Origin of the sequence: Marinobacter alkalisoli, from assembly GCF_045449795.1 — a bacterium.
GTDB lineage: Bacteria > Pseudomonadota > Gammaproteobacteria > Pseudomonadales > Oleiphilaceae > Marinobacter.
On sequence record NZ_JBJJLB010000016.1, the window covers coordinates 708,977 to 734,902 of the forward strand.

A 25,926-nucleotide genomic window follows, 5' to 3' on the forward strand; every position below is an offset into this window, starting at 1 on the left:
TTGGCTCCATTCCATCGGCGCGCATGCTGCAAGCGTTAACAGTACAAAGGAAAAGTCATGAGCATCCTCAAAAATGCACTAGATTCGATCGCAGTGGGCTTAGAGGATTTTGAATCACCTGATGAACGAAGGATTATCTCATCAACACGGAATATCTTTGCAGGCATCTTGCTGTTGTTTAAGCACAAGCTTTGCGAGCTAAGCCCTCAAGGTTCCGATGAAGCCCTTATCAAGCAGAGGGTCCTGCCAGAATTTGATGCAACAGGAGCAGTCAATTGGATTGGCAAGGGCAAAAAAACTGTAGATGTGCAGAATATTAAAGACCGTTTTGAGTCTTTGAATATATCCGTTGATTGGAGTCGTTTGGAGCGAATTAACAAATATAGGAATGATATAGAACACTACTACAGCACACTAAACAGTGAATCTGTTAAGCAGTTGATTTCTGATTCTTTTATTATTATTCGAGACTTTATAGTAGATGAACTAGGTGGAGATCCTAAATCGCTACTCGGTGAGGGATACTGGAAAATTCTTGTGGATGTGAACGAAGTTTACGCCAAGGAGAAACAGGAGTGCGATTTAACGCTGGAGAAGCTCAGCTATTACACCGATGAAATTCTTTACGCGCTACAACAGTATCATTGCGGTGAATGCGGCTCTGGCTTGCTTGAAACCGAGGATTTAGGTGAGGCAGCAGCGGCAACATTCAAATGCCGAGCTTGTGGAGCTGAGGTTCACTATGACGACATTGTAAACGATGCAGTTAACGAATTTTACGCGGATGAGGCGTATTCCGCTCATAAAGATGGCGGGGATACGCCGGTTGTCGACTGTCCTTTGTGCGGCTTTGGGACCTACATTGTCCATGAAGGTATTTGCGTTTCGTGTTGCGGTTCCGCTACTCATAAGTGTGCAAGGTGTGGCTGTAATATACCTCCAGAGGAACTATCCGACGGTGACATTTGTGGCTACTGTGCTCACATGTGGGAAAAAGTTATGGCGGAGTAACGGACTGTTAACAAAGTGGTCAACGGGACGCTGGTGTAGCAAGCAAGGGAAGTCAGTCCTATGAGCAATACTAAAGAAGAAACTACGACCGAGAGGATTACTCCTGAACAGTACCAAGAGTATTTTCGAGGGAAGGAAGATAAGGCGCTTGAGCGAGCGCAAGATATCCGAAAATTCGAAATCGATCTCTACTGGAAGCGGGCTACATATTTCTGGACCTTTATCGGTGCCACTTTAGCTGGCTTTCTAGCTATTCAAGCATCAGGCGCCCAGAATAAGCAGGATCTGTCTGTAATTCTATCCTGCTTAGGCGTGGTGTTTTCCTTTGCGTGGCTCTGTGTTAACCGGGGCAGCAAGTTCTGGCAGGAGAATTGGGAAAAGCACGTAGATATTTTGGAGAACGAAGTCACCGGGCCACTCTATAAGGTCGTTTTGTCGCGGAATTTGGACGATTACACAAAATCAGAGAAGGTTCGCGATTGGGTAACTGGCCCTAGCGCTTTATCAGTTTCAAAAATAAATCAGCTCATTAGCCTATATGTGTCTATTTTATGGGTGCTACTGCTCTGGTATTCCCTCCCCCCATTCGACTTTGCAGCTCAGGTGAACTGGTTCTACTGTGGATTAATAGGCCTGACGGTAGCTGCGTGCGTTTCGTTCGTGTTAAAGCTTGGTAGAACATACGGTGGCGGATATTGGCATAATGCAGAGTTGCGCAAGTCTCGAATAAAGCCAGCTAATAGTGGCGTTATTCATCAAAACAGGTGCGCTCATGAATAATGAACTACCAGAATATCAAGGAAAGCCAACGGTCTACCTAGATCAGAATGTGCTGGATATTTTGGTAGGTGGTGGGTGTGATGACTTTCAGGAAAACCTTAAAAATAAATTTCAAATAGTATATTCCGATGAAACTTTGAAGGAGATAAAGAGATCTGGAGAAGGAGCCCGTGATTTTTTAAAGTTGTTGAACGATTTAAATGCATCTCATCTCAAAATCGTACTCAGCCAGCCGGAGTTTAAAGAAACGGGAAAGGCAGCTATTTTTTGCCGAGATATTTTCGAAGCATTTGATGAATATTGTAAAAATTCAGATGAGTACGCAGATATTCAGCGATCTATGGAACAGTGGATGTATAAATATTCAGGCGGCAGGAAGGGTGAAGGTATCACGGAAATACACAACGATCAGAAAATTGCCTTTGCAAATTTGATGAAAAATTTACGTTGCCAAATCTCAGAAATTGCTGAAGCTGTTCCAGGGATTGAAAGCCTCTTCGAGGGCTATGAAGAACAAATGCTTGCTCAGCTCTCAAATTCCCTCGAACAAACCGAGGAGGCGTTAACTGAGCACGTTGGCGATGGTAAGTTCTGGTCAGGCGTTGAAGATTTTAGAGCAGCAACAGGAGTGGGGCCTAAACAACTTAATAATTTGAAGCCACCTAAAATAATTCATAAGATATGGGAGATTCTTGAATCTACCCCTCCATTCAAAGGTAAAGAAGTATCAGTAGAACAATTTTTCGATGTTTCAGCGAACCCTATATACCCTGACAGACCTATATATCCCTATCAAAAAGTAAATGCCGTATACAACCTATTAAATACTGTGGGCTATTGGCCTGATTCAAAGGTCCAAAAAGAACGTAGATTTATCGCGTCTTTAAGTGATAATAGCCATGCTTCTATGGCTTCATTCTGTCACTTATTGCTCTCTCGGGATACCGATTTTGTGAAAAAAGTAGAAGCTGCATACGAGTACCTTGAAATCGGTACGGTTGTTAAACAGGTGGTAGTAAACAATGCATAACAAGTGACTATGGTGTCAACTCCATAAACTAAGCCATATCGATTCGCCATGATTCCTGATTTTTGATCATGGTATTGAGCACCACAATCATCTTTCTCATGCAGGCAATGAGAGCTACTTTTGGAATCTTTCCCTGAGCCTTCAGGCGTTCGTAAAAGCGTTTGAAAACCGGGTTGCATTGGATGGATGAGAGCATGGCCATGAACATGACAGTGCGTACTCGGTGGCGACCACCTCGTATTCTCCGTTTCCCATTGAGCTTGCCGCTGTCTCGGTTGATGGGGGCCACCCCCCCTCTGTCAGCCTGGTTGTCCAGTTGGCAAGTCCGTCTAATTCCCAATCACCGGCGCAGCCCACCATACTGGCTGAACCAATATTATAGGCATCAGCGCCAAAGCGATGCCCCAAAACACCACAGCCTTTGCCCTGCCCCGCTGGTAGTAATATGACGCAGCCCATAACAATGCACTGACAACCAAAACAATCAGGTACAAAAATACTGCATAAACCCCAACACCCTCCCCGGCAACAATGAACCGGCTGAAGATATAAAAGATCCACGCTTGCACGGCCGTAACTAGCAGCAACGCCGCCGGATATAGAGCTTTGCGTAGCATCAATGTAATCATTACCGCACTCCCACCCGGTAAAGCTCCTCGGCAAGCTTGCGCCGTCGTTCATTTCCAACTTCAGAGGGTTCAGCGTAATAGAAATGCCCTTCTGAATCCGGCATCTGGCTCGCCAGTAACGGCAATTCCATGAAAAGCTCGATTACGCTCATGCCGGCGTAAATTGGATCTCCATATTCATCGAGATCAATAACAACCACTTTGCGAATGTCCGTAATATCTCTCAGCATTCCCAGGAAAGACTGGCTAATCGGGCTGCCAATCAGGACAAGGTGATCAACAACCGTGCCTTGCCTCGCGTATTTGGCGGCAAGTTGCGCTGCCACCACTGAGCCGTAGGAGTATCCTATCAAATTGAACTGACGGGCTGTCAGGTTTGTGGCAACGCGCAGTAACATGGGAAAGCGCGGATCATAATCCCGGCCCAAAACTGACCCAACAGCTGCATCCATTGCAGTTCCGCCCGACCATTTGTCTCGGTCAACATACATCGCACTGTTGATACCCGCTTCCCTCATGGCCTTGACCATCGGCCTGATATAGGCCCCGTCCATACCCGCCCCGGGGAAGAAGTATGTACCAGAGATTTGTTCGCCCGGCTGAGTACAGCACTCGCCTTTCAGCGGCCCATAATTCTGAGTGCGATCATCTGTTGTTACTTCAGCATTGAGTTCTTCATTACCACCAGAACTATCGCCAACGTCATCAGACCGTCCCGCTGCATTAAGCTGAGCGACTTCGCCCTGACCGGTCGCGTTCGTCTTCAACTCAGTGTGAGATGCCCTACTCTGCTGCGCTCCCACATCGTTGTTAGCATTTTGTCGGCTTTGTTCCATGTCAGTCGAGGGGACTATCGCCCCTTTGGCCTGAGCTTTCAAAGGGGCTGGAGAGAGGCCAGAAAACGGTGCTGGCGTATAGGTATCGCCGATAACAACACTACCACTGCCAATCGTGACCCCACCACATGTAATGGTCCCGCCTGTTACCGCAGCAGGAATTCCATTTATCAGTACAGTTGCGGACCCCGATGCAATGGCTCTTGGGTGAGGAGGGTGTTTCGGTTTGGAATGCGGAGCAAGTGGGTCCCCAAGCCTGGCCACGGGTTTTCCATCTACAAGTACGTTGGGGGAACCCGCAATAACAGGGGTTGGCGGAAACCCCTGATGATCTGTTCCTTGATCACCCAGCAAAACAATTTTTTTGCCACTCATGCCACTCTCCTTGGCTAACTATCTAATCGTCCATCACTTGGCTGCCTTTCGGCAATAGGTTGCTGTAAACACTAGAGGAATTTTATCGGGTTTTCGAGCATTAAGGGCTAGTTTCTCCCACTTATCGCATGCGAGAACAGGGCTTGGTTTTCCACGAGTGGTATGAGCATCACCCTGTTCGTCAAGGATACAGGCGTCGACTCGGCCCTATACTCCGAACACGGGGGAACTGCCAGACCTGCATACAGTCGCGTTTGTCGGTTTTTGACTTGCTGCCCGGGCTTTTTCGAAATCAGCAACGGTGCCACCACAAAGCAGGGATAATCCCTGCTTGAGAGCAAACGGTAGAGCCGTAACCGCAAAGGCTAGGCTCGTACACGAACTGGAGCTAGCACCCTGGGTGGCGGGACTCGAACTGCCGTAACATCTTGCGGATGGAGTAGTGCTGGATCCCGATGGCGCCATGGTAAGTCACAGGTTCTGTTCAGGAATCCGTGGCGTAGGCCACGGCAACGGTGTCTTTGTGCGTATCCAGGCTGATAAACAGTGTGCTATGTTTTTTATGGTGCTTCCCCCCGACTTTACGCTGGTGACAGGTAAATTAAGGCTCTGGCTACGGCTAACCCACGAGGAGGAGATGTCTAAGATGAAAGGGGGACTATGAAAATTGCGTGTCTCGCATGGGCTCATTGGTATGGGATGCCCGCGATCTGGCAATAGCTTCATGCTGGCATACAGATGGCCCCAAAGTACCAGTTGAATTCGCCCGTCAATCAGGTGGCCAAAGACTGACGCTTGTTCTGGGTGAAGCTTTCGAGGTTACGCCTTCATTATGGGCCTGGATGGACGGTCTGGATTTGGATGATGCAATAGAGAGTCTTCGGCAAAGAGAAGGCACTGCGGCCAGGAGAATTGGAGTTTGGAGGTGTGGCAATAGCGCACCTAGGCTTATTCGTTGCTTGCCGGATTGGGCAGCAACGAAGCAAGCCGAGGCTGTCATTTGGACGGCTTTGCCACCAAAATTCCAAGATGAAGATGAACGGATCCCATCGGCTGACGAGGCTTTACGCTATTTGAAATCGCTCAATGACGAATCTCGACAGGGCGCTGAAGAATATATCAGAAAAGCACCGGCACAGATTCGTACGCCATACCGGAACGTGTTTGAGAGGCGACTAGGATGGTTCCCAGTATAGTCCGGATGCCCCTACGCGGACCGGCTTTTCCGTTGGCGCTCCAAAGCCGTCCGGTTACGCTGGGCGTAATGTTTCAGAGAGGGAGACGATGATTAAAACCATTATCCTTGTCGGGTTTCTTTCATTCAGTGTTGCCCTCAATGTACATGCAGATGACAGCGCCCGGATTGATCGACTAGAAAAAGAAGTCCAAGAGCTGGAGCTACGTTTATCGAGGCTAGAATCATTGCTTAGTGATCGGGGTGAAAGCCAGAGAGTCGTAGCGAAGGGAAAGGGTTGGAAATCAATCGCAAACTGGAGAAGGCTCACGACGGCAATGGATTACGATGATGTTGAAAGAATCCTTGGCAAGCCTGAGCGAGTCGATGGAGGCAACCTAGCTTTTTGGCATTATCCAAATCGTGGAAAAGTTACCTTTATGCGTGGAAAAGTCGAGTCATGGTCGGAACCACGACAGTTATCCATACAAGGCCATTAAGTTTGTTCTGCGTTAGCTGAATGGGAGAACGAGTGCAGCTCAATGAACTTACAGTCAAAGAGCTTTTGCAGTTGCAGGCATCTGCGACCAATGAGCTGAAAGCCAGAGGGGTGGTCAGAACTCAGAATAACCCACTTGGCGATTATACGGAGTGGCTAGTGGCAAGGGCTTTGGACCTTGAACTTCAATCAAACTCCAAAGCTGGCTATGACGGTGTCGGCAAAGATGGTATGCGCGTACAGATTAAAGGTCGTCGTGTTACGCCCACAAATAATTCCCGCCAGCTTAGCGCGATCCGGAAGTATGCCGAGAGAGATTTTGACGTGCTCGCTGCGGTGATTTACGACGAGCGTTTTAACGTCATTGAGGCGTTGTTGATCCCACACGAGGTTGTGGGAGAGTACGCTTCATACCGTGGGCATGTAAATGCCCACATTTTAATCCTGAAAGGACCCATTTTAAGTGACCCAAGGGTCCAATCCATCAAAGAAGCCGTGTGCAGCTAACCAGGCCACTCACGGCGACGCCTACTACATTGCGGCTTCACCTTCATTTCGTAGTCGCGCGTGCTGAGCGGCGTTGAGCTGTAGAAAAAAACAAATTCCCACCGTAGTTTAGTAGGGTTAGGCAAACGAACAATGAATCATCGGCATGCCCAGTTTCAAGCTCTACGGGTGCTTTTGAGGAGCAGTTCAATCCAAATGAGCAGCGGTGCGCAGAACGCTAAGAAACAGGGAGCGAATGCCCATGACCGAGGCTTCAAAGGCACTAATAATCTGGCTAAGCATCCTCACCCTGGCCATCGCGAACGGCCTGTTTCGGGAGGCAGTGCTTCTACCAGCGTTTGGGATTCCGGCTGCATTCGTACTGAGCGGCCTGCTGCTGTCAGCCCTGATTATTGGCGTGGCGTGGGTATCACTTCCCTGGTTGCGCCTGCGCCGCCCCGGGCAATTCTGGCTGGTGGGATTTGGCTGGCTCGCACTCACGCTTGCGTTCGAGTTTTCCTTTGGGCTTGCACAGGGAAAGTCGTGGCCAGTGATGCTTGAAGCCTACACGTTCAAGGATGGTAACCTCTGGCCGGTCGTGCTTGCGGTAACGGCTTGTGCGCCGTTCATTGCGGCAAAGATCAGGCGTAAGGTCTAGCGCAGATCGATGCAGGTACGCACTCCTATGATGTCAAAGCAGCCTTTCAAGTACCTCCGTGACAACCTTGGCCAGAGTCTGTTGGCCTCCCCTTTCCGGGCGCCATTGAAGGCCTGGGCACTGGTGCCGGTGTTTGCCATCATTGCGGTGTCGGTCGGTTTTGGGGCCGGGTTATTTCAGTTTGGATGGCTGGACTCCACCCTCACGCCTTTGCTGCCCTTCCTTTTGTTTGTGTTCCCCTCCTTTCTTGAAGAAGCCTTCTTCAGGGGTGTGCTTATCCCCCGAAACATATTGGATTCTGGAGCCGTAAAGGCCACCTGGGCTGTGGGGATCAGCACGGTTGTCTTTGTGGTGTGGCACCCGCTCAATGCGCTGGCGTTTAATCCCACGGCCATTCCTCTGTTCCTGAACCCCTGGTTTCTGGTGATCACCTGTGCCTTGGGCGTCACCTGTGGCTATGGCTATGCCCTTTCCCGGTCTATCTGGGTGCCGGTGATCATTCATTGGGTTACAGTGACGGTTTGGGTGCTTTTTCTTGGCGGCAGAAATCTCATGCTGGAGCTGTAATCACTATGACGGAATCCAAACAGGTCACCGGCCTTTCACCAGACCACCTTCCTCACATTGAAGACCATCTTGACCGGCGCTATATCCAGCCGGGGAAATTGCCCGGCGCGCTGACTCTGGTGGCCCGGCGTGGGGAAATTGCCTATCTGAAAGCTCAGGGGCTGATGGATGTGGAGCGCAACAAGCCGGTCTGCCGGGATACGGTGTTCCGCATTTATTCCATGACCAAGCCGATTACGTCTATCGCCATGATGCAGCTCTATGAGCAGGGGCGGTTTTTGCTGGATGATCCCGTACACAAGTATATTCCGGCCTGGAAGAACCTGCGGGTTTACAACAGCGGTGTCTATCCCAACTTCCTGACCACACCTGCAACCAGCACCATGACCATTCGCGACCTGTTCACCCATATGTCAGGCCTGACCTACGGGTTCATGAACCGCACCAACGTTGACGCCGCCTACCGGGAGCTGAAGCTGGATGGCAGCCGGAATATGACACTGGAAGCACTGGTCGGTCATCTGGCGGAATTGCCGCTGGAGTTCTCACCGGGTACCGCCTGGAACTATTCGGTCAGCACGGATGTGCTGGGGTATCTGGTGCAGTTGCTGGCTGATAAGCCGTTTGATGAGTATCTGCACGAGCATATCTTTGAACCATTGGCCATGCCCGACACCGGCTTCCATGTTCGTGACGATCAGCTTGACCGCTTCGCCGCCTGCTATCAGTACGATCCTGTCGATCAGTTCAAGCTGCAGGACGATCCGCAGACCTCCCCTTTCCGGGACAAAAAGCGGTTTCTGTCTGGCGGCGGCGGGCTGGTGTCCACCATTGACGATTATTTCCACTTTGCCCAGGCACTCTGTCAGGGCGGCGAGTTTGGCGGGCGGCGGATTATTGGCCGAAAGACGCTGGAATTCATGCGTCGCAATCATCTACCCGACAATCAGGACCTGCCTGGCCTCTCTGTCGGTGCGTTCAGCGAGACACCCTATGCCGGGACCGGCTTCGGTCTGGGCTTTTCGGTAAAGACTGACGTCGCCAAATCCCAGATCAACGGATCGGTCGGCGAGTATGGTTGGGGCGGTCTGGCAAGCACCAACTTTATTATCGATCCGGTGGAGGAGCTGGTGGTGATCTTCATGACGCAACTGATCCCCTCATCCACCTACCCGATCCGTCAGGAATTGCGGGCTATTGTGAACGGCGCGTTGGTGTAGCGGTTTCCAACCAGGAGCAGGGAGACCGAAACTGGTCCGGGGTTCTGGAGTGAGGCAGTCCAACCGTCGCTGCTCACTCGCGGCCCGGTGGTTTTATAAGCGCGCAGGCCCCGGCCAACAGAAGAAACAGGGCGGCCGGCACATAGAGGAGCCCATAGCCGGACATGCCGACGGCAGACTGGCTGACCATCAACAAAGCACAGAATCCATACACGATGGGTCGAGTTCGAGTCCGCTTCATGGACCAAGCCAGCATGGCGATCATCAAGGGGATGACCAGAAACAGAAAAAATTCGACTTTGCCCCGCCATTCCAGCTGCAACCGTGCCGGCTCCGCCACACTCCGACTGTAGTCCGTGGTGCCATCGGCCAGTCGCTGTACCGATATTTGAATGGTTTCCGGTTGCCAACCGATATGGAAATACAGGGCAGAGGCCAGCACCGCCAGAATACTGGCAATTAGCGCCCCGTGCTCCAGGGAAGTTGGGCGAAATGGGCGTGGGTGAAATCTGAAAGCGGCGATGCGTACCGTGGTAATAAGCATCAGGCCAAGCGCGGCGACCGCGCCGAAGCCCGCCAGGTACCATAACACCTTGATTAGAATCACCCCTGCACTCCCCCTACCGATTGCTCGTCAAAGATGCGGCTGCATTCCGGATATATAGCTACACGATGACAAAGGTCAATGGGTTCACCGCTCAACTGCCGCGGCCATCAAGGGAGCGATCTGTTCATCCGTCAGCGCTGGACTGACTTCCATCCGCATCAGGTCGTTCCACCAGGGCGACACCTTCTGGTGGTTTACCACCGGTCTCCAGAAACTGACCGCCCTATTCCCGCTTCGACGTCCAGCGATGAGGTCTCGGAGATGTCTTAACGGAACATTCGACGAATCCGTTCATTCACGAAATGGCAAAAGCACCTGCGTTCAGCACACGTTGTCTAAGATGACGCCGCTTGACCCAGACCGTCGCGGCTCCTGGTCCCACAACCAGTCTCGCGTAATCGTCGGGGGGCAGTCTCAGCCAGGATTGAGGTTCGTAGTCTTCGCCGTCAACGGTGAGTGTTCCATCAACCACCAGCATTTCGAAGCCTCCGGGGTCCCCGATCCTGACCGACGCCTCAGGGGCTATGGTTTCTAATTGCACCGTCTCCCGCTCATCTTCGAACAAGGGTGAGACGGCTACATCCGGCCTCTCGGGATCGGTTATGCGGCCGATTCTGTTGGTATCGATCCTGACGAACGTGCGATCGTCAGGATCAAACTGGTGCAGTTTCACGAACATCAGGCAGCCCTGCTCCGCCCCGGGCGTATGGCGTGAGGTCGGCGGGTTGCGCACGTAGGTTCCCGCCGGATAATCGCCATGCTCGTCCTGGAAAACTCCATGCAGGATCAGAAACTCTTCACCGCCGTCATGGGTGTGGGGTGAGAATGCACTGCCCTCCGCGTAGCGCACCAGGGATGTGGCTCGCGCCACTTCTTCTCCAATCCGGTCGAGCATCCGCCGGTCGACACCGGGCATGGGGGACGGAACCCAGTCCTGGCGCGCTCCGTGAACCACGGCGCGTTTGTTGAAATCCGCATTGATCAGCATAGGATGCCGTTCCCCCAACAGGTCGTGAAGTCCAGTGTATTTACGCGGAAGGCGGCCAGACGAAGTCGGGCCGCAGCCCCTCATAAACGGGACGACCATCATCAGGACGAGGCGCGCCCGTGGACTCGTCAAAAAACGCATGGTAAGTCGGGGGCAGGCTCTCTGGATCGTACCCCATAAGGTTGGGAACAATCGCGCGGATTCGTCTTTGCTTGTCATCCAGCATGATGGGTGTGCCACACGTTGCGCAGGTACACAGCTCGAGTGGTCCATCCGGATTCTGGTCGTTGAAAGGTTGTCGGTTCAGGCCTTCCCGATTGTCCACTGTCAGGTCACGGTGGTTGAAGAAGACGACATGGGTCGACTCTTGCCCGGTGACACGTTTACAGACAGAACAATGGCAGATGTGGTTGTCTATCGGATCATTACTTGATTGGGTGTGGATGTGCTCACAACCCCCGGCATATTTCTTTGACATGGCTCGTTCCCCTCTTGCTGAGGTTATACGCCGTGGATCCCCGGAAAGGGATCCTGAGAATCAAAGTATGGAACCTTGCAGCGTATGCCACAAGGTCGGTGAAAACCGGGACGGACCTGTTTTTTAGCCCGACGATGGGGGAGAGAAAGAGTAAATAGAGATGCGCCCTCAACGGTCCAGGTATTTCCGATAAAACATCAGAGACTTATCCGTCTCAACAGGCTGGTCGATGTCTTTCCAGGGAAAGGTAGCCTGAATCTCCGGCATTGGGTTGTAACCGAAGCGTGCCCAGACAGCATGGAGCGGCTGGTAGTCCTTCGGTTTCAGTGGGTGGTTCTCCGGCCGCTGCACGGCGCAGAATACACTGAGGGTCTTGCCCAGTCGGCTGGCGTGAGCCTCCCGCTCATCGAAAAAGGCCCGATACAGGCCATGGCCGCGGTAGTCCGGCAGCAATACGGATTCGGCGCAGTAAAATACGGAATCGATATCCAGCCCGGCCTCGACCAGCGGCTGACGAAATTCCTCGGTTTCGTCGGTCATGGCCAGGCCCGTCGAGGCGCCGATGACCCGGTCGTCGTCCAACGCCAATACGCAGACCGCTGTGCCGGACTCCACATAGGTTTGCAGGTAATCACGCTCGTATTCCGGCGAGCCATCGTAGAGGTAGGGGAAGTCGCGAAAAACCCGAATGCGCAGCTCGGCCACCGCCTGGAGCCAAGGATCCAACTCGCTGCCGGTTACGACCAGGGTGCGCAGGTAATTTGGCGTCATTGGTAGCCTCTTTGTCCGGTGTTGATTGGCGCTATTTTACCAGTTTCATTCTGGTGGGGGTCTATGAGCGCGGCTGATCAAGCAGATGCTGATCCAGAACCTCGAAGAAATGATTCAGTTTTAGCGGTTTGGTCAGGTAGTCGTCGAAACCGGCGGCCTTTCCCCGGTGGATGTCCTCCGGCAAGGCATAGGCGCTCATGGCGATAATGGGTATGCCTGCCAGTTCCGGTTTCGCCTTCAGTATCTCCAACACCTGATAGCCGTCCATACCAGGCATGCTAAGGTCGAGCAGGACAATCGCCGGCTTGAGTGTGGAAGCCAGCTCAATGCCTTTTTCCGGAGTATCTGCGGGCACCATCCGGGCCCTGCCGTGCCGGCGGACAAATTGCTCCACCAGCTTGAGATTGACGGGGTTGTCCTCGATGTATAACACAATGTTCGAGCGTGGCTCTCGTACACTGGCGTCAGCCGCAGGCTTTTCCACCGAGGTTTCTGGTGCCGGCTCCATTGGCTGGCATTCGGGCAGTTCTATCCAGAAGGTACTGCCTACGCCTAACTCACTGCTTATCCCCAGCGTCCCATCCATGGCTTCGACAATCTGCCGGGTAATGGTCAGCCCAATGCCTGTGCCTTCGATGCTGCTGTCCTCTTTCTCGAGGCGATTGAAGGGGGTGGCCAATCCGGGTAAATCCTCAGGGGCAATGCCCGGCCCTGTATCGGTAACAGAGAGTCGCACCTGATCTTCGCCGTTGTGTTGAATCCGCTCAACATCCACGATGACCTCGCCGCCCACGCAGTTGTACTTGATGGCATTGGAGACCAGGTTCAGCAGCACCTGTTTCAGGCGAGTACGGTCAGCTTTCACGCTCAGGCATTCGGTGGCGTTAAGGCGGCATTGTATTTCACGTTCTTCGGCCAGAGGCCGTACCAGTCCCAGCACGTCTTCAATGGCCGTGGTGACCTGAACCGGTTCCAGTGACACGTCTATCTGCCCAGCCTCCACCCGCGCCAGATCCAGGATCTCGTTGATCAGTTCAAGCAGATGATGACCGGCTTTGATGATTTCATCGACACTGCTCCAGTGACTGTCGGGCAGAGTAGGATCGGCTTTCATTATCTGACTGAAACCAAGAATGGCGTTCATCGGGGTGCGCAACTCGTGGCTCATGTTGGACAGAAACCGGGATTTTGCCCTGCTCGCCTGCTCGGCCAGATCCCGGGTCTGGTTCAGCTCTTTGTAGAGCCTGTCCCGCTGATCCGCCCGGAACAGGCTCCAGTAAATGTACTGCTCCCCCGGCCCGTCAGTTACGGCATTAACCACCACAGGAATGTGCCTGTCATCGGCGCTGAGAACCTCTAGCAGAATCTCTTCGACTTTCCCTTCATGCTTGAGCATCGGCAGAATAAAACTGTCGAGAATGATGCAGGATGCGGGCGTCAACAAGGAAGCGAGGGAGTGTCCGTGCAGGGAGCCGCTGATGAAACCCAGCCGGTTATAAAAATAGCGGTTCGCAAATACGATTTTGCGCTCACCGGGCGTACCGGGGCCCGTGGTCACCATGCAACCACAGGGGAACTTTTCAGGGCCGGGGTCGGAAAATTCCTGCATTCAGTGCCTCCGATCACCGCAGAAACGCTCGATACGGTCTGCTACATCGGCAGGGTGAGTCATGTGGAGGCAGTGGCCCTCCCCCCTGATCAACGAAAACGTACTTCCGGGCATCCGCTCATGCATATAATGACCAACCCTTTGATCGGCCAGAGCGTCAGTTTCGCTCTGCAGGATCAGCGCGGGATGCTTTGAGTCGGGAAGAATGTGGCGATAATCCGAAAAGAACGTGGCCCGGGCGAAAATCCTGGCAGCTCTGATATCGGTTGAACAGAAGGTTTTGGCCAGATCATCAATCATATGCTGTGGCGCCTCGCGCCCCATGACCAGCGGGGCCAGGAAGCTGGCCCACCCCAGATAGTTTCTCTCCATCAAGTCGAGGAGCTCCTGGAGATCTTCCTGTTCAAAGCCGCCCAGGTAGTCGGGGGGGATGTTCAGAAAACAGGGAGACGGACAGATCATCACCAACCGCTCAAAGAGGGCCGGATCTGCCTGGCAGGCAAGAAGACCGATCATGCTGCTTACCGAATGGCCCACGAGAATCACGTCCTGAAGCTCAAGCGCCTCACAAATCTCTTTGACGTCCCTCGCGTAGCCTTCCAGTGACTCGTAGCGATCCGGATCAAACGCGGATATGTCCGAGCCGCCTGAGCCGACATAATCAAAAAGCACCAGCGTGTATTGCTCCGGCAATCGCGGCACCAAGTACCTCCACATGGTCTGATCGCAACCAAACCCATTGGCAAGCACCATGGTGTGAGCACCATGCCCAATCAGGTGGACGTTGTTCCTGCGGACAACTTTCTGGCGGTTCATCAGCCACTCCTTGTGCCGATGGCTCAAGTCGGGCACCTATGAATTAAGCATAGCCCCAAGAAAACAGAGCGTCCAAGGTGGAAATGGGGATTCAGACAAGCGGGACCGGGGCAGCAAGGACAGTCAACTCCGATAATTTTGGCCCCTGGCTCAGAAATAGGGTCTACACTCAGTGTGTTGAAGGGTTAGCTGCGCCTGAAACGAGGTAGTAAGTGCAGCACCAGTCGTACTAGGGATGAAGATGATTGGTCATAGTTAGGGAATAAAACAATGAATATCCAGATATTTAAGATTTGTCTACCTGCCCTGTTTCTTCTAAGCGCCTGTGCCGCATCCACAGGCGGCCTGCCGGGAGATCCCGCCCACTTGAAAGTCGAGCCTGAACTGTTCTGCCCGGGCGATGAAGTCACCGTCAGCTGGGATGTCAGCAATATGCCGCGCGATAGATCCCATTGCAGTATTCTGGGCGAGGGTTACGACTCCGACGCCAGCTGCGGCACCTCGCCTGATTGCCCCACGGATGGCACCTGCATTGATGGGTATTGTTGCCCTTCGTCGTTCCCGTCCGGCATTGCGCAGGCCTGCCCGAACCATTACGGCTGCTACCCGCCGTTCGAGCTGACCGTAACCGCCGATACGCTCACGCTTACGCCACCGGTGAACGGCGAGAATGAGGAATTAACCGGCTCGCGGACTGTTATGCCAACGGCCACCACGACTTTCAACGGCCGGGTCAGCTTTGAAGACGAAACCTATACCATGACGGAAACCGCAGAAATGGTGCGGCTCACCCCGCCATCCACCCCGGTATATGAGTTTCCGTTCGTGTGCAGCAGTGCGGGTCCGGGATGGCAACCGCTCGATCTTGATGAGGAATATGGCTGGAGAGAGCGCCGATATGCCAGCGACAACGTGCGGGTGGTGAATGTGCGCAACACAACGAGCCATACCATCGAGCTGCGGACGAACAACCCGGCCGTTGGCCCGATCACACTGACACCGGGGCAAGTCACCGATGCCTTCAATGGCCACCCGCAAGGAGAATGGTTTGTGAGCCTGTCTCCGCGCGACCCGGCCTATCTTGTAATTCCCCGCTGCGAAGCCACCGACATTGCCGACCCTTGGCCCGACCTGCAAGTGGAAGCGACATTGGAATGCGCGAATCCCGATATGGATATGGATTAAGATTCGTCACTCGGCGGACCGCTCAACCAGAAAATCCAGCAACGCACGCAGCGCCGGCGGCATTTGCCGGCGGCTGCCATAGATCGCATGGATGCCCAGCTCCTGCGTTTGATACTCGGGCAACAGCTGCACCAGCGCCCCCGAGCGTAGCAGCGCGCTAACCGAGTAAAGCGGCTGCTGGCTGATGCCCGCGTCCGCCAGCGTGGCTTCCAGCAGCACCATGGATTCATTAGCGCTGAGGTTGCCGTTGACGGCGACAGCGAAGGGCTCGCCGTCGCGCTTGAATTTCCAGGTGCTGCGGCCGAAATAGGCGTAGCTCAGGCAATTGTGCTGCGCCAGATCCTCGGGCCGCTGCGGTGTGCCGTGGCGCTTGAGGTAGGCCGGCGTGGCGCACACTGCTGAGCGGCATACTCCAAGTTGGCGGGCGATCACATTGGGGGCCAGTTGATTGGTAATGCGCAGTGCCAGGTCCACCCGCGCCTCGACCAGATTGACCGCCTGACTGTCGATCAGCAGATCGATGCCGACCTGCGGATACAGGGCGATGAACTCATTCAACGCCTGCACCAGCCAGGCCTGGGCGAACGACTGGCTGCAAGCGATGCGCAGGTTGCCGCGCGGGACCGTGTCGCCGCTTGAGCTGATGCCCTGCATGGTTTCGGCCATCGCGAGCATTTCCCGGCACTGCGGCAACAGCTGTTCGCCGGTGCCGGTCAGGCTCAGCTTGCGCGTGCTGCGATGCAACAGACGCGCGCCGACCCAGGTTTCCAGCTCACCGAGATAGCGCGAGACCATCGCCCGCGACATCTCCAGCGCTTCGGCAGCCGCGGTTTGGCTGCCCCTCTCCACCACTTCTACAAATACCCGGGTTGCCGTCAGACGATCCATTATTCGCTCGATTTATGCAATAAACCCGCTCAGTTTAAGGGGTATTTTGCAACAATCAAAGCAACTAATATTCCTCCACCACTCAAGAAATGGAGGTCAACATGTCCACTACCCGTATCGTCCGCCAACTCGTCGCCGGCGCTGCTTTGCTCGCCAGTGCCTGCGCCGCCCTGGCGCAACCGCTCAGCGTCGAGGTGTACAACCCCGGCGAAAGCGCCATCTTCCCGGTCAGCTCGACGTTGATCACCGGCGAGCGCGACGCGATCCTGATCGATGCCCAGTTTTCCAACAGCGAAGCCCAGGAGTTGGTCGAGCTCATTCAGGCCAGCGGCAAAAACCTGACCACTATTTACATCAGCCACGGCGATCCGGATTTTTACTTCGGCCTCGACACCCTGACCCGCGCCTACCCCGAGGCCAAGGTGCTGGCAACGCCAGAGACCGTCGCTTATATCGAGAAAAGCCGCGAGCCCAAGCTGGCGTATTGGGGGCCGATCCTCAAGGACAGCGCACCGGAGCGCACCGTGGTGCCGGAAGCCCTGCAAGGCGATAGCCTGACTCTGGAAGGGCATAGCCTGCAGTTGATCGGCCACGATCCCAAGCACACCAGCCTGTGGATTCCCAGCATCAAGACCGTGGTCGGCGGGGTACTCACCTACGCCAACATCCACCCCTGGATCGCCGATGCACAGACCGTCGAGGCTCGTCAGTCCTGGCTTGAATCCCTCGACCAGCTGGAAGCCCTGCAACCGACCACACTGATTCCCGGCCATTACCTGGGTGAGCCCAAGCTGAACCTGGACGACCTGCGCTTCACCCGCGACTACCTGCTGACTTTGGAAAAGGAGTTGCCGAAAGCCAGGGACAGCGAAAGCCTGATCAAGTCGATGAAAGCCAGGTACCCGGCGTTGCTTGACGACAGCAGCCTCGAACTGAGCGCCAAGGTGCTCAAGGGCGAGATGCAGTGGCCGTGATCAGCCCCGGGGGAAAGTGAAACCCGTTGTCGCCGATGTCAGCGTTTCGGCGACAGGGGCTGCCGAAAATTCAGGATTCGTGCGCTGGTCGGCGCGGATGGTTCAGAGGGGCGTGGCGGATCAAGCAGAGCCTGTTGCAGGGCGAGAAGCGAGTCGTACATCATGACCTGAATATCCAGTAGTGCCTTCACGGGGCTGCCGGCTACCCGTCGCCGGGCATCGATCACGAACTGAAGGCCCCGCAGCCGGCGTTGATTGCGCCTCGGACTGCCACGAATACAGTCGTCAATCAGCGCCGCGCGCAAACTCTCGAAACCTTCCGGGTCACGCTGGAGCAGCTCCCTGAGCTCATCGAACGTGGGCACATCCATGACTATCCTCCTTTCCTGGAATCAGGTAGTCAGTGCGGCACCTTCTTTAATTTAAGTCGCTGCAACCCGTGTTCGCCAGTCGGAAAACTGCGGTACGATATCCAACACAGGCGGAGATTCCTTCACAGATCGGAGAACGCTATGGCAGGTGGTTGGTCACGGGATGGCGCCGTTCAGGATCAGATCGACGCGAGCGTTGAGGATGAAGTGCAACGCGCACGCAGCCAGTTGGCAAGCGGCGAAAGCGCCACCCATTGCGAAGAGTGTGACAGTGCTATTCCGGAAGCGCGGCGCAAAGCGATTCCCGGGGTTCGGCTTTGTATTGAGTGCCAGGCCGCGCTGGAGAAGCAGGAAACGTCTCCAGGCGGCATTAACCGGCGTGGCAGCAAGGACAGCCAGCTCCGGTAACTCAACGCTTGCCCAGGCGACCTATCATTGCCTGTACAAACTCTCGCCGTGCCCGGCGCTGATCCCGCCGTACCAGTTCAAGATTGATGCCTCCCATTCCATCGCGATATCTGGTTGGTATGCTGTTCCCTGACAAGCGGTCAACGCCCCGGCCTGATACGTCATCATTCTCGCGGAAGGCTAACGGGTTGTGGCCGTGGAAGTAGTTCATCTCTTTTGAAAGCAACATGTCTCTGTCCTCCCGGCGCTGCATCTGGTGGCTGGCGCCCTGGTTGTCTTATGAGTTCAGGTACATGCTAATATTGTTCTTAACTGCAAACTATTCCCTAGACGCGAGAACAGACTTTGCAAAAACGAACAGACAAACAACCCGGCAAATCCCCTGCCACGGCACAGAGAGCGCGGAGTAATCTGGCGTGGAATGACTTTGAGCTGGTGCTCGCCATTGCGACTGCCGGCTCCCTGTCCGGCGCGTCGCGGGCATTGGGCGTGAGCCATGCCACGGTCTTTCGGCGGTTGGGTGATGTTGAACAGCGCCTGGGGGTGATTCTGTTTGAGCGAAGCCGGAGCGGTTACCGGCCGACGCTGGCTGGGGAGGAACTGGCGGACACCGCCAGGGTTATGGACGAGGCTGCCCTGGCCGCCGAACGTAAAGTGGCCGGCCGTGACCTGGAGCCCACTGGCGAGATCTGGACCACCACAACGGACTCGCTGCTGATGGGGGTGCTGGCGCCGCTGTTCACCCAGTTCCGGCATAAATACCCCGGCATCGTGCTGGACGTTGCCGTTTCCAACCAGTTGTTCAACCTCACACGCCGTGAGGCAGACGTCGCTATCCGCCCGTCCAACCGCCCGCCGGAAAACCTGATTGGTCGCCCGCTGACCGCCATCGGCCAGGCTGTCTACGGGCACAAAGACCTTGGCCTGACTCCGGGCGCGCCCATTGAGGCCCTCGCCAGTCAGCCCTGGATTGGCGCCGGGCCACGGCTGCAGGATTCTTCGGTGGACCAGTGGATGGACAACAACGCGCTGAAGGAAGCCTGCGTTTACCGCGTGGATACCCTGGTCAGTATTCTCAGCGCCATTCGTTCCCGCATGGGGCTGGCCGTGATCCCCTGTTATCTGGCGGACGAAGACCCCGACATTGTCCAGCTCACCGACCCCATCCCCGAGCTGGAATACGGCCTGTGGTTCCTGATGCACCCGGACCTGCGGGGCGTGGTGAGGATTCATGCACTGATGGACTTTCTGACGGACGCCATCCGGGCGCAGAGTCAGCGCCTTGCCGGGCGACCTTTAGGTTAGTCTGTTTCCTTGGCCCTGGATTTACCGGGTGCAGTCCTTGCGGTTTTCCTCAACAAACCCCATAACGCTGTCGGCCGTCAGCTTGAACGTTGGTGATAACGCCATGCCCGCACTCTTCAGCGCCTTCGCGGCCCATTTGTTACTGGTATTGAGCAGGTGGTACCGGCCCTCGCCTTCATAGAACTGGCTGTCGCCATAGATTCCGCGCTTGAGCTCAATCAGGTTGCCGGTTTCGTCCCGGGTAAAGCTGTTGGACAGGTATTGAGTCAGGGAATCGAGTTCTTCAGGGGTCAGGCAGGTGTCGACAACATTCGTGCCGGGGAAGTACTCATCGGGGGATACCGGCAACGCCACAAGATGTACCACCGCTCCCTGGGACCAGAGGATGGCCTGTAGCGTGACGCCTGATGTGATTTCATTGGCCTGGTAGAAGCCTGCATCGCCCCACCCCAGTTCGTAATACTCAGCCCCTGAAAACCGCTCCTTGAGGTCCGGGAGTGCAGGGTTAAGTTCTTCAGCGGCCAGTGCGAGCCCTACATGCCAACCATGGCTCACAACGTACAGCTTGCTCGTGCGGGAGCTGTCAGCTTCGACGTCCGGCTTGATGACAAGGGGTTTTCCGGAACATCCGTATATGGCGAACAACACGAAAAGTAGGCCAATTGATTTCATCCTGATGCCCCATTGAGTGTGACTGCAGTAACCTACAATACTGCTTAACTCAACCCATTTGCCAAAGTGAGGATTAATGCTCAAAGGAACCTGGCTCGGCGGCTGAGTGGTATGAGTTCGCGGATGGTTTACCCCGGTACACGGAGCTTGAGGACAGCCCCCTCCTGTAGCTGCCATTCCTGAAGCGAGCTCCGGTCCGGGAATTGATTCACATGAAAAGGCGCTGGATTGACCATGTTGGAAAAACGCATCCCTCCCCTGCTGTTGGTGGTTATTTTCGGCGCGGCCATGTGGGGTCTCGCTTCTTCCACGCCGCCCCTCGGCATAGGCAGCGCGATACTGAACGTTATAGCCGTCGCCGTGGTTGTGTTGGGCACCCTGTTCCCGGTTGCCGGCGTCTTCGCCTTCCGGCAGGCCCAGACCACTGTGGATCCACGCACGCCCGAAGCCAGCTCCGCCCTGGTCAGTTCCGGGGTTTACCAGTATTCCCGCAATCCGATGTATGTCGGGTTTGCGCTATGGTTGCTGGCCTGGGCTATTTTCCTGGGCTCTGGCTGGGCATTTCTCGGCGTGGTGGGTTTTGTGATGTACATGAACCGCTTCCAGATCGCTCCGGAGGAACGAGCGCTGCGAGACCTGTTCGGGGATACCTTCCTGGATTATGAGCAACGTGTTCGGCGCTGGCTGTGATTCACAGTGAATTTTCGCAACTATACAGCGCCGGGTGCCTCCAGAAGAGGCATAGCCTCTGCATTGCTGGAGGAAGCGGGATGTTATGAGTGCCGAGAGGATCCGCCCCGTTTTACTCCAACGATTGCCGAAGGCGGTTTGACGCCTCCAGCAGCAGGGCCTCTTCGGCGCTTATGGCAGTCATCCCCTCCGTTTTCTTCAACAGGGCAAGCGCTTCTTTCTCTTCATCAATTTTCATTTTTGCCCGGGCGTATTCGTAGTACACGCCCGGATAGTCCGGCGATAACCGCATGGCCTTGTTGAACTGGTCTTCCATCGACGATTCTTTTGCGCCGTAGGTCATCCGGGCAATCAGGCTTCCGGCTTTTTCGATGATGCCGGACTGTACGCCACCAAATAATGTCACCGCATAGATATTGTCAGGATCGTCTTCAAGCAACGCTTCCAAAGTATCGATAACTTCTGAGGTATAGCCAGTTCCCAAGGCCTCGGAGGCGGACAGGTTCTCGAGTATCCTTGCCTTGCCATAGGCGTTGCCAAACCGGATCATCGGGTGGTCAGGCGCCATGGGCATGATGTCCTCGGTCAGGGTGATGACCTCTTTGAGAAGCTGCCTGCGCGTGTCCTCATCGCTCTCGATCAGCGTTGCGTAGAGGGACTGGGCATAAAGCCCCGGAAAGTAACCGGCCGGCCCCAGAGCGAGGCCCAGGTCCCGCGCTTCCCGGAACTGGCCGTTGAACAGCAGCGCCCAGGCTCGGCGTAACTCTCGGGCGTAGGCATCGAAGGAATTGCTCAGCTCGCCTTCCGAGAGCGATGCCAGATCCGGATGGGAGCGGGCGATCGTTTGCAGATGATTCTCCGTGAAGTCGTACATTTCGGGCCAACGCTCAGCGTCTGCACGAAGGCTCTCTGACGTTGGCAGAGGGCCACGAAATCCGTCAGTAAGGTCCTGCCAATGTTCAGCAAGGTCCTGTTCTGTGTAGTTGAAAGACTGGAGATCTTCCGGGTAGGGTTGCCAGGCCTGTTCCGCGAAAACCTGGGCACTCGCGATGATAAGGATGACCAGAGACAGGGCTTTTTTTAGCATCATTTTTACTCCGTGGTTTGGGCAATTCCACCACAGGAAAGAATGCCCCCCATTGGCCCAGATTTCGGCACCCTTTGAATAAACGCCAATTCTGATCCGGGAAAACAGGTATGGTTACTTTGTAAATGGCAAGAAACCCAACGGGAATCCCATGCACCTACCCTTCTGGTTAACCACCGCCCTACTCTTCCCGGTCCTGCTGTACCAGGGCAAGCGCGCCCGGAAGCATACGCCCCGGCTGCCGGAAGCCCAGGGTTCCCCCTGCGGCCAGTACGGTGAGGGTACGCCGGATATACGTTTTCTGGTCCTCGGCGAATCCACCGCGGCTGGCGTGGGCGCGTCTCGCCATGAGCAGGGCCTTGCGAGCCAGCTGGCACTGCAACTGCGTGAGCGTACAGGCCAAACCATTGCCTGGCACACCTTCGGCGTCAACGGCATTCGTATGGGACAACTCAACCAGATACTGGCCAGCATGGAATTACCGCAGGCGGACGTGGTGCTGCTGAGCATGGGCGTCAATGACACCACCAGCTTTACCCCCAGGCATCGGTTCCGGCGGCAACTACTCGCACTCCGCGAGATGCTTGCCTCCCGTTACCCGGGGCCGATTTGCCTGCTGAGTGTGCCGCCCATGCACCTGTTCACGGCGTTGCCCTCCCCGCTCCGGCAAATCATGGGGTGGCGGGCCCGGCAGCTGAACCGGGTCTACGAACAACTGGCCAGGCAGGCGCCCGGGGATTTCCAGTACCGGAGTTACCCGGCAATCACTGATGTTTCGCTTCTGGCCAGCGATGGCTATCATCCAAGTGACAAGGGCTACCGGGCCATTGCGGAGGTTCTGGCCTGTGAAGACTGGTTCCCGGATCAGCCGGCCCCATAACCCATCCTGAAAAGGTGCCGGGCCATGTCCGCTTTGTATCAACTGGCAACGCCCCTGCCCGAGACCGAGCGCAATACCAGACTCTATCGGGGTGAGCTGATCGTTTTTCGTGGTTTTGATGCGATGGTTCAGTTAACGGATCAACTGCGTGCGCATTGCATCAGGTATTTCGGCAGTGATCCGACCCAAGTCCATCACACCATGTCTTCCAGCGAAATCGAACAGGCCAATGAGGCATTGCGCACAGTAATCAGAAAGGACAGCGACGTGGATCTGGCGTGGCGACAGGTGCTTTCCGCGATCCATACCGATCTGGACGAAACTTACGGCGACAGCATGGTCATTCGTGTCCAGCCACCCAGATCGGGAGCACGGGGTAACAAGGCACGGTAGGTTTATTGTGTCGGCAAATTTTACAATCTCGCAATAACAGGCTCTAATCCCGCTTTCCCCCACTCTGTTTTCACGAAACTTCTTACCCTGTGGCGTTCATTTTGCCTGCAACTCTCATGTCGGGTGCTGACAGAGGGTTTGACCATGACATGGATATCAAAGAGGGCTGGACTCCTGGCTCTGGCAGTCGCATTGCATGGTTGTAGCCCTTCGGGACCTTCTTCGGACGATTCAGGTGATGTGGCCGGTGATCAGCTAGTGGCACTTTCCGGGCGGGCCGCTGTTGGCGCCCCGATTGCCAACGCGCCGGTTGATGCACGCTGTGACGGAGGGGAAGGCTTTATTGAGTCCGTAACCACCGATGATTCCGGCGGGTTTCTGGGGCAAGTGGAGGCGTCTTCTTTACCCTGTTCCTTGCGAGTTACTGGAGAAGGCGAGGATAAAATCCTGCACAGCTATGCCGACTCGGAAGGCAATATCAACATCACCCCGTTTACGGATCTGATTATTGCCCTGTCCGCGTCCAGGGCGCCAATGGACTGGTTTGAACAAGATGAGCGCACTTCGGCCGTTGGTAGCCTGAGCCAGGCCCAGGAGGAGTTTCTGGGCGCGCTACGGGGGGCAAACTATAACCTGCCGGACGACGGGTTTGATCCTTTCCATTCCAGCTTCGAGATCAACGATGCCGTGGACCAGCTGCTTGATGCTTTTTCAGCCGCGGTGAGAAACATGTCCAATGTGGATAGCTATCAGGCATTTGTAAACCTGATCTCTAGCGGAAACCTTGAGTCCATTCCCCCGGCACCGACACCTCCGGAGGATGATGGCTCAGGAAGCGACGATGGTACTGGCGGTACTGATGACGGCGGTGGTGATAACAGCACTGGCGATGGCGGGTCTGATGACGGCAGTGGTGATGATAGCAACGGCGATGACGATGACGATAAAGGTAAGCGTAAAGGTCTAACGGATATCCTATTCGGTTAATGGTGCTTTTTGACTTACCCTCGCGGACCGGTCTCAGGATAGGATAACGTCTGAACTGGCCCTGGATCGGAGAACCACCTTGACCATCGCCGTCTGGTTTGTGTTGATCGGAAGCCTGTTGATCATGATGGGTTTGCGGTCATCCATTCTGCAGCGTTTCAATCTGACACAGCCCATGGTTTACCTGGCGGTTGGGGTAGTGCTCGGGCCGACGGTGTTTGGGGCCTTCCATTTCAATCCCCTCAAAGAAGCGCATTTGCTGGAAGTGCTCGCCGAAGTTGCGGTGCTGGTGTCACTGTTCATTGCCGGCATGAAAATGCCGCTGCCATTCCGTTGGCGGGAGTGGCGCGCTCCGGTGCGACTTGCCTTCCTGTCCATGACTATCAGTGTCGCCCTGACCGCAGCGTTTGCTCATTACGTGCTGGCCCTGCCTCTCGGCGCGGCAATCCTGCTCGGCGGCATTCTCGCGCCCACCGATCCCGTGCTGGCAACGGAGGTTCAGGTTCGGCACGTGGGCGATACGGACCCGTTACGATTCACCCTGACCAGTGAAGCCGGCATGAACGATGGCAGTGCCTTCCCGTTCATCATGCTGGGACTGGCTCTGATGAACGCTCCGGCCAGTGCCGAACTGCTGGGCGCCTGGGTGCTGAAGGACGTCTTGTGGTCGACGCTGTCTGCGCTGGTTGTCGGGCTGGTGTTGGGACAGTTGTTGGCGCGAATTGTCCAGAAGCAGCGTCTTCTGGACAGCGAGGGCCCATTGCTGGACGACTTTCTGGGGCTGGGCTTGATCGGTGTGGTCTATGGTGTCTGCCTGGCGCTCCAGGCCTGGGGATTTCTGGCGGTGTTTGTGGCGGCTATATCGCTTCGGCAAACAGAACTCAAGCTGGCGGGTATGGACGCGCCCGGCAATAACGCACACGCGGTACCGGAATCTTCGGCTCACACCGCAATGCAGACGCCGCAGTATAGCCCGCAGGTGTCCGAAGGTTCCCTGCTTTTCAAGGAACCGCTGGAGCGGCTGTCTGAGCTGGTACTCGTTGTGTTGCTGGGCGGGATGCTGTTTCTTGACTCCTGGAGCTTCAGAGCAGTCGGCCTGGCGCTGTTCCTGTTTCTGGTTGTTCGCCCCGTCAGCGTCTTCCTCGGCCTGCTTGGTTCTGGAACGCCCCTCAGGCTGCAGATGCTGGTCGGCTGGTTCGGCGTGCGTGGCATCGGCTCAATCTATTACCTGATGTTCGCAATCGTCTTTGGTTTGCCGGAAGAGGTGGACGTAGAGTTCATCCACATTACGCTGGTTGTTGTCGTGCTCTCGATCATCATCCATGGGCTAACCGTCAGGCCGATCATCCTGAAATGGTGGCCGTAGATTTCATGACGGCGAAGGGCGATGCCTTTGTGAGTGGATCCTGACCACACAGTTTTTTATCTTTAGCTTTTTGTTATCTTGCTTGTAGTATCAAACATGGGCCAGCCGTCGTCATTTGAAGCGCTGGCTCTTCCCAAGTCATCGATGGCACAAGGAGGGATTCGCCATGCATGCACCGTTAAAAAT

General features: G+C 55.2%; 30 protein-coding genes and 2 pseudogenes. 17 read left to right on the forward strand and 15 right to left on the reverse strand.

Features of this window, described 5'->3' with window-relative positions; all coding sequences use genetic code 11:
* The first annotated feature begins 57 nt into the window (after window positions 1–57).
* From ACJO3M_RS07775 to ACJO3M_RS07785, 3 genes are read left to right on the forward strand one after another with little or no spacing between them, the layout of a single operon-like run.
* Window positions 58–1,011 (forward strand): hypothetical protein, encoded by a 954-nt coding sequence (locus ACJO3M_RS07775; RefSeq protein ID WP_407000804.1) that lies wholly within the window; start codon window positions 58–60, stop codon window positions 1,009–1,011.
* 60 nt (window positions 1,012–1,071) lie between these two features.
* On the forward strand, window positions 1,072–1,791 hold the full coding sequence (locus ACJO3M_RS07780) for a RipA family octameric membrane protein (RefSeq protein WP_407000805.1): 720 nt from the start codon (window positions 1,072–1,074) through the stop codon (window positions 1,789–1,791).
* Window positions 1,784–2,821: a hypothetical protein gene (locus ACJO3M_RS07785; RefSeq protein WP_407000806.1), complete on the forward strand. Its 1,038-nt coding sequence runs from the start codon at window positions 1,784–1,786 to the stop codon at window positions 2,819–2,821. Before ACJO3M_RS07780 ends, ACJO3M_RS07785 begins: the two co-directional genes overlap by 8 nt.
* A gap of 28 nt (window positions 2,822–2,849) precedes the next feature.
* Here the strand turns inward: ACJO3M_RS07785 and ACJO3M_RS07790 are convergent.
* From ACJO3M_RS07790 to ACJO3M_RS07800, 3 genes and pseudogenes are all read right to left on the reverse strand, one after another.
* A pseudogene (locus tag ACJO3M_RS07790) lies at window positions 2,850–3,113 on the reverse strand (transposase); the annotation flags it as partial.
* A gap of 37 nt (window positions 3,114–3,150) precedes the next feature.
* The gene (locus ACJO3M_RS07795; RefSeq protein WP_407000807.1) at window positions 3,151–3,450 is read right to left on the reverse strand and encodes a hypothetical protein; all 300 of its coding nucleotides are present in this window, start codon (window positions 3,448–3,450) and stop codon (window positions 3,151–3,153) included.
* Window positions 3,450–4,661: a type VI secretion system PAAR protein gene (locus ACJO3M_RS07800; protein WP_407000808.1), complete on the reverse strand. Its 1,212-nt coding sequence runs from the start codon at window positions 4,659–4,661 to the stop codon at window positions 3,450–3,452. The genes ACJO3M_RS07795 and ACJO3M_RS07800 overlap by 1 nt, the downstream gene beginning before the upstream one ends.
* 1,284 nt (window positions 4,662–5,945) lie before the next feature.
* Between ACJO3M_RS07800 and ACJO3M_RS07805 the strand changes: the two genes are divergently transcribed.
* The 5 genes from ACJO3M_RS07805 (at window position 5,946) to ACJO3M_RS07825 (ending at window position 9,265) form a co-directional block, all read left to right on the forward strand.
* Window positions 5,946–6,335, forward strand: a complete 390-nt coding sequence (locus tag ACJO3M_RS07805; RefSeq protein ID WP_407000809.1) for a hypothetical protein — start codon at window positions 5,946–5,948, stop codon at window positions 6,333–6,335.
* A gap of 32 nt (window positions 6,336–6,367) precedes the next feature.
* Entirely contained in the window at window positions 6,368–6,841 is a 474-nt protein-coding gene (locus tag ACJO3M_RS07810) for a DUF6998 domain-containing protein (protein WP_407000810.1), read from the forward strand.
* A gap of 241 nt (window positions 6,842–7,082) precedes the next feature.
* A complete protein-coding gene (locus tag ACJO3M_RS07815) occupies window positions 7,083–7,478 on the forward strand; it encodes a hypothetical protein (protein ID WP_407000811.1) in 396 nt (131 codons plus the stop codon).
* A 27-nt stretch (window positions 7,479–7,505) separates the two neighbouring features.
* Window positions 7,506–8,045: a CPBP family glutamic-type intramembrane protease gene (locus tag ACJO3M_RS07820; RefSeq protein ID WP_407000812.1), complete on the forward strand. Its 540-nt coding sequence runs from the start codon at window positions 7,506–7,508 to the stop codon at window positions 8,043–8,045.
* A gap of 5 nt (window positions 8,046–8,050) precedes the next feature.
* Complete coding sequence (locus tag ACJO3M_RS07825; RefSeq protein WP_407000813.1) at window positions 8,051–9,265, forward strand: serine hydrolase domain-containing protein; 1,215 nt, start codon at window positions 8,051–8,053, stop codon at window positions 9,263–9,265.
* 73 nt (window positions 9,266–9,338) lie between these two features.
* On the opposite strand, the gene ACJO3M_RS07830 is transcribed toward ACJO3M_RS07825, so the two are convergent.
* The 7 genes and pseudogenes from ACJO3M_RS07830 to ACJO3M_RS07860 all read right to left on the reverse strand — a co-directional run bounded on the left by ACJO3M_RS07830 (window position 9,339) and on the right by ACJO3M_RS07860 (window position 14,534).
* Entirely contained in the window at window positions 9,339–9,872 is a 534-nt protein-coding gene (locus ACJO3M_RS07830; RefSeq protein ID WP_407000814.1) for a hypothetical protein, read from the reverse strand.
* A gap of 84 nt (window positions 9,873–9,956) precedes the next feature.
* Window positions 9,957–10,043, reverse strand: a pseudogene (locus tag ACJO3M_RS07835) (DUF3303 domain-containing protein); the annotation flags it as partial.
* 124 nt (window positions 10,044–10,167) lie between these two features.
* Complete coding sequence (locus tag ACJO3M_RS07840) at window positions 10,168–10,860, reverse strand: cupin domain-containing protein (protein WP_407000815.1); 693 nt, start codon at window positions 10,858–10,860, stop codon at window positions 10,168–10,170.
* A 40-nt stretch (window positions 10,861–10,900) separates the two neighbouring features.
* Complete coding sequence (locus tag ACJO3M_RS07845) at window positions 10,901–11,338, reverse strand: GFA family protein (protein WP_407000816.1); 438 nt, start codon at window positions 11,336–11,338, stop codon at window positions 10,901–10,903.
* A gap of 168 nt (window positions 11,339–11,506) precedes the next feature.
* Entirely contained in the window at window positions 11,507–12,109 is a 603-nt protein-coding gene (locus tag ACJO3M_RS07850) for a GNAT family N-acetyltransferase (RefSeq protein ID WP_407000817.1), read from the reverse strand.
* 61 nt (window positions 12,110–12,170) lie between these two features.
* Window positions 12,171–13,718, reverse strand: coding sequence for an ATP-binding response regulator (locus ACJO3M_RS07855; protein WP_407000818.1), 1,548 nt, complete (start codon window positions 13,716–13,718; stop codon window positions 12,171–12,173).
* Window positions 13,719–14,534, reverse strand: a complete 816-nt coding sequence (locus ACJO3M_RS07860) for an alpha/beta fold hydrolase (protein WP_407000819.1) — start codon at window positions 14,532–14,534, stop codon at window positions 13,719–13,721.
* A 270-nt stretch (window positions 14,535–14,804) separates the two neighbouring features.
* Between ACJO3M_RS07860 and ACJO3M_RS07865 the strand changes: the two genes are divergently transcribed.
* Entirely contained in the window at window positions 14,805–15,719 is a 915-nt protein-coding gene (locus tag ACJO3M_RS07865) for a hypothetical protein (RefSeq protein ID WP_407000820.1), read from the forward strand.
* Between the two features lie 6 nt (window positions 15,720–15,725).
* Here the strand turns inward: ACJO3M_RS07865 and ACJO3M_RS07870 are convergent, their stop codons facing one another.
* A complete protein-coding gene (locus tag ACJO3M_RS07870; protein ID WP_407000822.1) occupies window positions 15,726–16,607 on the reverse strand; it encodes a LysR family transcriptional regulator in 882 nt (293 codons plus the stop codon).
* Between the two features lie 101 nt (window positions 16,608–16,708).
* Between ACJO3M_RS07870 and ACJO3M_RS07875 the strand changes: the two genes are divergently transcribed.
* Window positions 16,709–17,581, forward strand: a complete 873-nt coding sequence (locus tag ACJO3M_RS07875) for an MBL fold metallo-hydrolase (RefSeq protein ID WP_407000823.1) — start codon at window positions 16,709–16,711, stop codon at window positions 17,579–17,581.
* A gap of 38 nt (window positions 17,582–17,619) precedes the next feature.
* Here the strand turns inward: ACJO3M_RS07875 and ACJO3M_RS07880 are convergent, their stop codons facing one another.
* Window positions 17,620–17,952, reverse strand: a complete 333-nt coding sequence (locus tag ACJO3M_RS07880; protein ID WP_407000824.1) for a DUF3135 domain-containing protein — start codon at window positions 17,950–17,952, stop codon at window positions 17,620–17,622.
* Window positions 17,953–18,093: 141 nt separating this feature from the next.
* Here ACJO3M_RS07880 and ACJO3M_RS07885 point away from each other — a divergent pair, with 141 nt between their 5' ends.
* Complete coding sequence (locus tag ACJO3M_RS07885; protein WP_407000825.1) at window positions 18,094–18,360, forward strand: DksA/TraR family C4-type zinc finger protein; 267 nt, start codon at window positions 18,094–18,096, stop codon at window positions 18,358–18,360.
* Between the two features lies 1 nt (window position 18,361).
* Here the strand turns inward: ACJO3M_RS07885 and ACJO3M_RS07890 are convergent, their stop codons facing one another.
* Window positions 18,362–18,589 carry a hypothetical protein gene (locus ACJO3M_RS07890; protein ID WP_407000827.1) on the reverse strand — a complete coding sequence of 76 codons (228 nt, stop codon included), beginning with the start codon at window positions 18,587–18,589 and terminating at the stop codon, window positions 18,362–18,364.
* 116 nt (window positions 18,590–18,705) lie between these two features.
* Here ACJO3M_RS07890 and ACJO3M_RS07895 point away from each other — a divergent pair, with 116 nt between their 5' ends.
* Window positions 18,706–19,665 (forward strand): LysR family transcriptional regulator, encoded by a 960-nt coding sequence (locus ACJO3M_RS07895; protein WP_407000828.1) that lies wholly within the window; start codon window positions 18,706–18,708, stop codon window positions 19,663–19,665.
* Between the two features lie 21 nt (window positions 19,666–19,686).
* Here the strand turns inward: ACJO3M_RS07895 and ACJO3M_RS07900 are convergent, their stop codons facing one another.
* Window positions 19,687–20,337 (reverse strand): TIGR02117 family protein, encoded by a 651-nt coding sequence (locus tag ACJO3M_RS07900; RefSeq protein ID WP_407000829.1) that lies wholly within the window; start codon window positions 20,335–20,337, stop codon window positions 19,687–19,689.
* A gap of 234 nt (window positions 20,338–20,571) precedes the next feature.
* On the opposite strand from ACJO3M_RS07900, the gene ACJO3M_RS07905 reads away from it, so the two are divergent.
* Complete coding sequence (locus ACJO3M_RS07905) at window positions 20,572–21,027, forward strand: methyltransferase family protein (protein WP_407000830.1); 456 nt, start codon at window positions 20,572–20,574, stop codon at window positions 21,025–21,027.
* Between the two features lie 112 nt (window positions 21,028–21,139).
* Here ACJO3M_RS07905 and ACJO3M_RS07910 read toward each other — a convergent pair whose 3' ends face one another.
* A complete protein-coding gene (locus tag ACJO3M_RS07910; protein ID WP_407000831.1) occupies window positions 21,140–22,117 on the reverse strand; it encodes a tetratricopeptide repeat protein in 978 nt (325 codons plus the stop codon).
* A 148-nt stretch (window positions 22,118–22,265) separates the two neighbouring features.
* Between ACJO3M_RS07910 and ACJO3M_RS07915 the strand changes: the two genes are divergently transcribed.
* The 4 genes from ACJO3M_RS07915 (at window position 22,266) to ACJO3M_RS07930 (ending at window position 25,740) form a co-directional block, all read left to right on the forward strand.
* A complete protein-coding gene (locus ACJO3M_RS07915; RefSeq protein WP_407000832.1) occupies window positions 22,266–22,994 on the forward strand; it encodes an SGNH/GDSL hydrolase family protein in 729 nt (242 codons plus the stop codon).
* A 24-nt stretch (window positions 22,995–23,018) separates the two neighbouring features.
* A complete protein-coding gene (locus ACJO3M_RS07920; protein WP_407000833.1) occupies window positions 23,019–23,387 on the forward strand; it encodes a hypothetical protein in 369 nt (122 codons plus the stop codon).
* A gap of 258 nt (window positions 23,388–23,645) precedes the next feature.
* Window positions 23,646–24,374: a hypothetical protein gene (locus ACJO3M_RS07925; RefSeq protein ID WP_407000834.1), complete on the forward strand. Its 729-nt coding sequence runs from the start codon at window positions 23,646–23,648 to the stop codon at window positions 24,372–24,374.
* A 79-nt stretch (window positions 24,375–24,453) separates the two neighbouring features.
* Complete coding sequence (locus ACJO3M_RS07930) at window positions 24,454–25,740, forward strand: cation:proton antiporter (protein ID WP_407000835.1); 1,287 nt, start codon at window positions 24,454–24,456, stop codon at window positions 25,738–25,740.
* Window positions 25,741–25,926: the final 186 nt, after the last annotated feature.

Excerpts from the sequence above, each read along its gene's own strand:
- ACJO3M_RS07775 (WP_407000804.1), top strand. The coding sequence starts at position 58 with ATGAGCATCCTCAAAAATGCACTAGATTCGATCGCAGTGGGCTTAGAG.
- ACJO3M_RS07780 (WP_407000805.1), top strand. The coding sequence starts at position 1,072 with ATGAGCAATACTAAAGAAGAAACTACGACCGAGAGGATTACTCCTGAA.
- ACJO3M_RS07785 (WP_407000806.1), top strand. The coding sequence starts at position 1,784 with ATGAATAATGAACTACCAGAATATCAAGGAAAGCCAACGGTCTACCTA.
- ACJO3M_RS07795 (WP_407000807.1), bottom strand. The coding sequence starts at position 3,450 with ATGATTACATTGATGCTACGCAAAGCTCTATATCCGGCGGCGTTGCTG.
- ACJO3M_RS07800 (WP_407000808.1), bottom strand. The coding sequence starts at position 4,661 with ATGAGTGGCAAAAAAATTGTTTTGCTGGGTGATCAAGGAACAGATCAT.
- ACJO3M_RS07805 (WP_407000809.1), top strand. The coding sequence starts at position 5,946 with ATGATTAAAACCATTATCCTTGTCGGGTTTCTTTCATTCAGTGTTGCC.
- ACJO3M_RS07815 (WP_407000811.1), top strand. The coding sequence starts at position 7,083 with ATGACCGAGGCTTCAAAGGCACTAATAATCTGGCTAAGCATCCTCACC.
- ACJO3M_RS07820 (WP_407000812.1), top strand. The coding sequence starts at position 7,506 with ATGATGTCAAAGCAGCCTTTCAAGTACCTCCGTGACAACCTTGGCCAG.
- ACJO3M_RS07825 (WP_407000813.1), top strand. The coding sequence starts at position 8,051 with ATGACGGAATCCAAACAGGTCACCGGCCTTTCACCAGACCACCTTCCT.
- ACJO3M_RS07840 (WP_407000815.1), bottom strand. The coding sequence starts at position 10,860 with ATGCTGATCAATGCGGATTTCAACAAACGCGCCGTGGTTCACGGAGCG.
- ACJO3M_RS07845 (WP_407000816.1), bottom strand. The coding sequence starts at position 11,338 with ATGTCAAAGAAATATGCCGGGGGTTGTGAGCACATCCACACCCAATCA.
- ACJO3M_RS07850 (WP_407000817.1), bottom strand. The coding sequence starts at position 12,109 with ATGACGCCAAATTACCTGCGCACCCTGGTCGTAACCGGCAGCGAGTTG.
- ACJO3M_RS07855 (WP_407000818.1), bottom strand. The coding sequence starts at position 13,718 with ATGCAGGAATTTTCCGACCCCGGCCCTGAAAAGTTCCCCTGTGGTTGC.
- ACJO3M_RS07860 (WP_407000819.1), bottom strand. The coding sequence starts at position 14,534 with ATGAACCGCCAGAAAGTTGTCCGCAGGAACAACGTCCACCTGATTGGG.
- ACJO3M_RS07865 (WP_407000820.1), top strand. The coding sequence starts at position 14,805 with ATGAATATCCAGATATTTAAGATTTGTCTACCTGCCCTGTTTCTTCTA.
- ACJO3M_RS07870 (WP_407000822.1), bottom strand. The coding sequence starts at position 16,607 with ATGGATCGTCTGACGGCAACCCGGGTATTTGTAGAAGTGGTGGAGAGG.
- ACJO3M_RS07875 (WP_407000823.1), top strand. The coding sequence starts at position 16,709 with ATGTCCACTACCCGTATCGTCCGCCAACTCGTCGCCGGCGCTGCTTTG.
- ACJO3M_RS07880 (WP_407000824.1), bottom strand. The coding sequence starts at position 17,952 with ATGGATGTGCCCACGTTCGATGAGCTCAGGGAGCTGCTCCAGCGTGAC.
- ACJO3M_RS07885 (WP_407000825.1), top strand. The coding sequence starts at position 18,094 with ATGGCAGGTGGTTGGTCACGGGATGGCGCCGTTCAGGATCAGATCGAC.
- ACJO3M_RS07890 (WP_407000827.1), bottom strand. The coding sequence starts at position 18,589 with ATGTTGCTTTCAAAAGAGATGAACTACTTCCACGGCCACAACCCGTTA.
- ACJO3M_RS07900 (WP_407000829.1), bottom strand. The coding sequence starts at position 20,337 with ATGAAATCAATTGGCCTACTTTTCGTGTTGTTCGCCATATACGGATGT.
- ACJO3M_RS07905 (WP_407000830.1), top strand. The coding sequence starts at position 20,572 with ATGTTGGAAAAACGCATCCCTCCCCTGCTGTTGGTGGTTATTTTCGGC.
- ACJO3M_RS07910 (WP_407000831.1), bottom strand. The coding sequence starts at position 22,117 with ATGATGCTAAAAAAAGCCCTGTCTCTGGTCATCCTTATCATCGCGAGT.
- ACJO3M_RS07915 (WP_407000832.1), top strand. The coding sequence starts at position 22,266 with ATGCACCTACCCTTCTGGTTAACCACCGCCCTACTCTTCCCGGTCCTG.
- ACJO3M_RS07920 (WP_407000833.1), top strand. The coding sequence starts at position 23,019 with ATGTCCGCTTTGTATCAACTGGCAACGCCCCTGCCCGAGACCGAGCGC.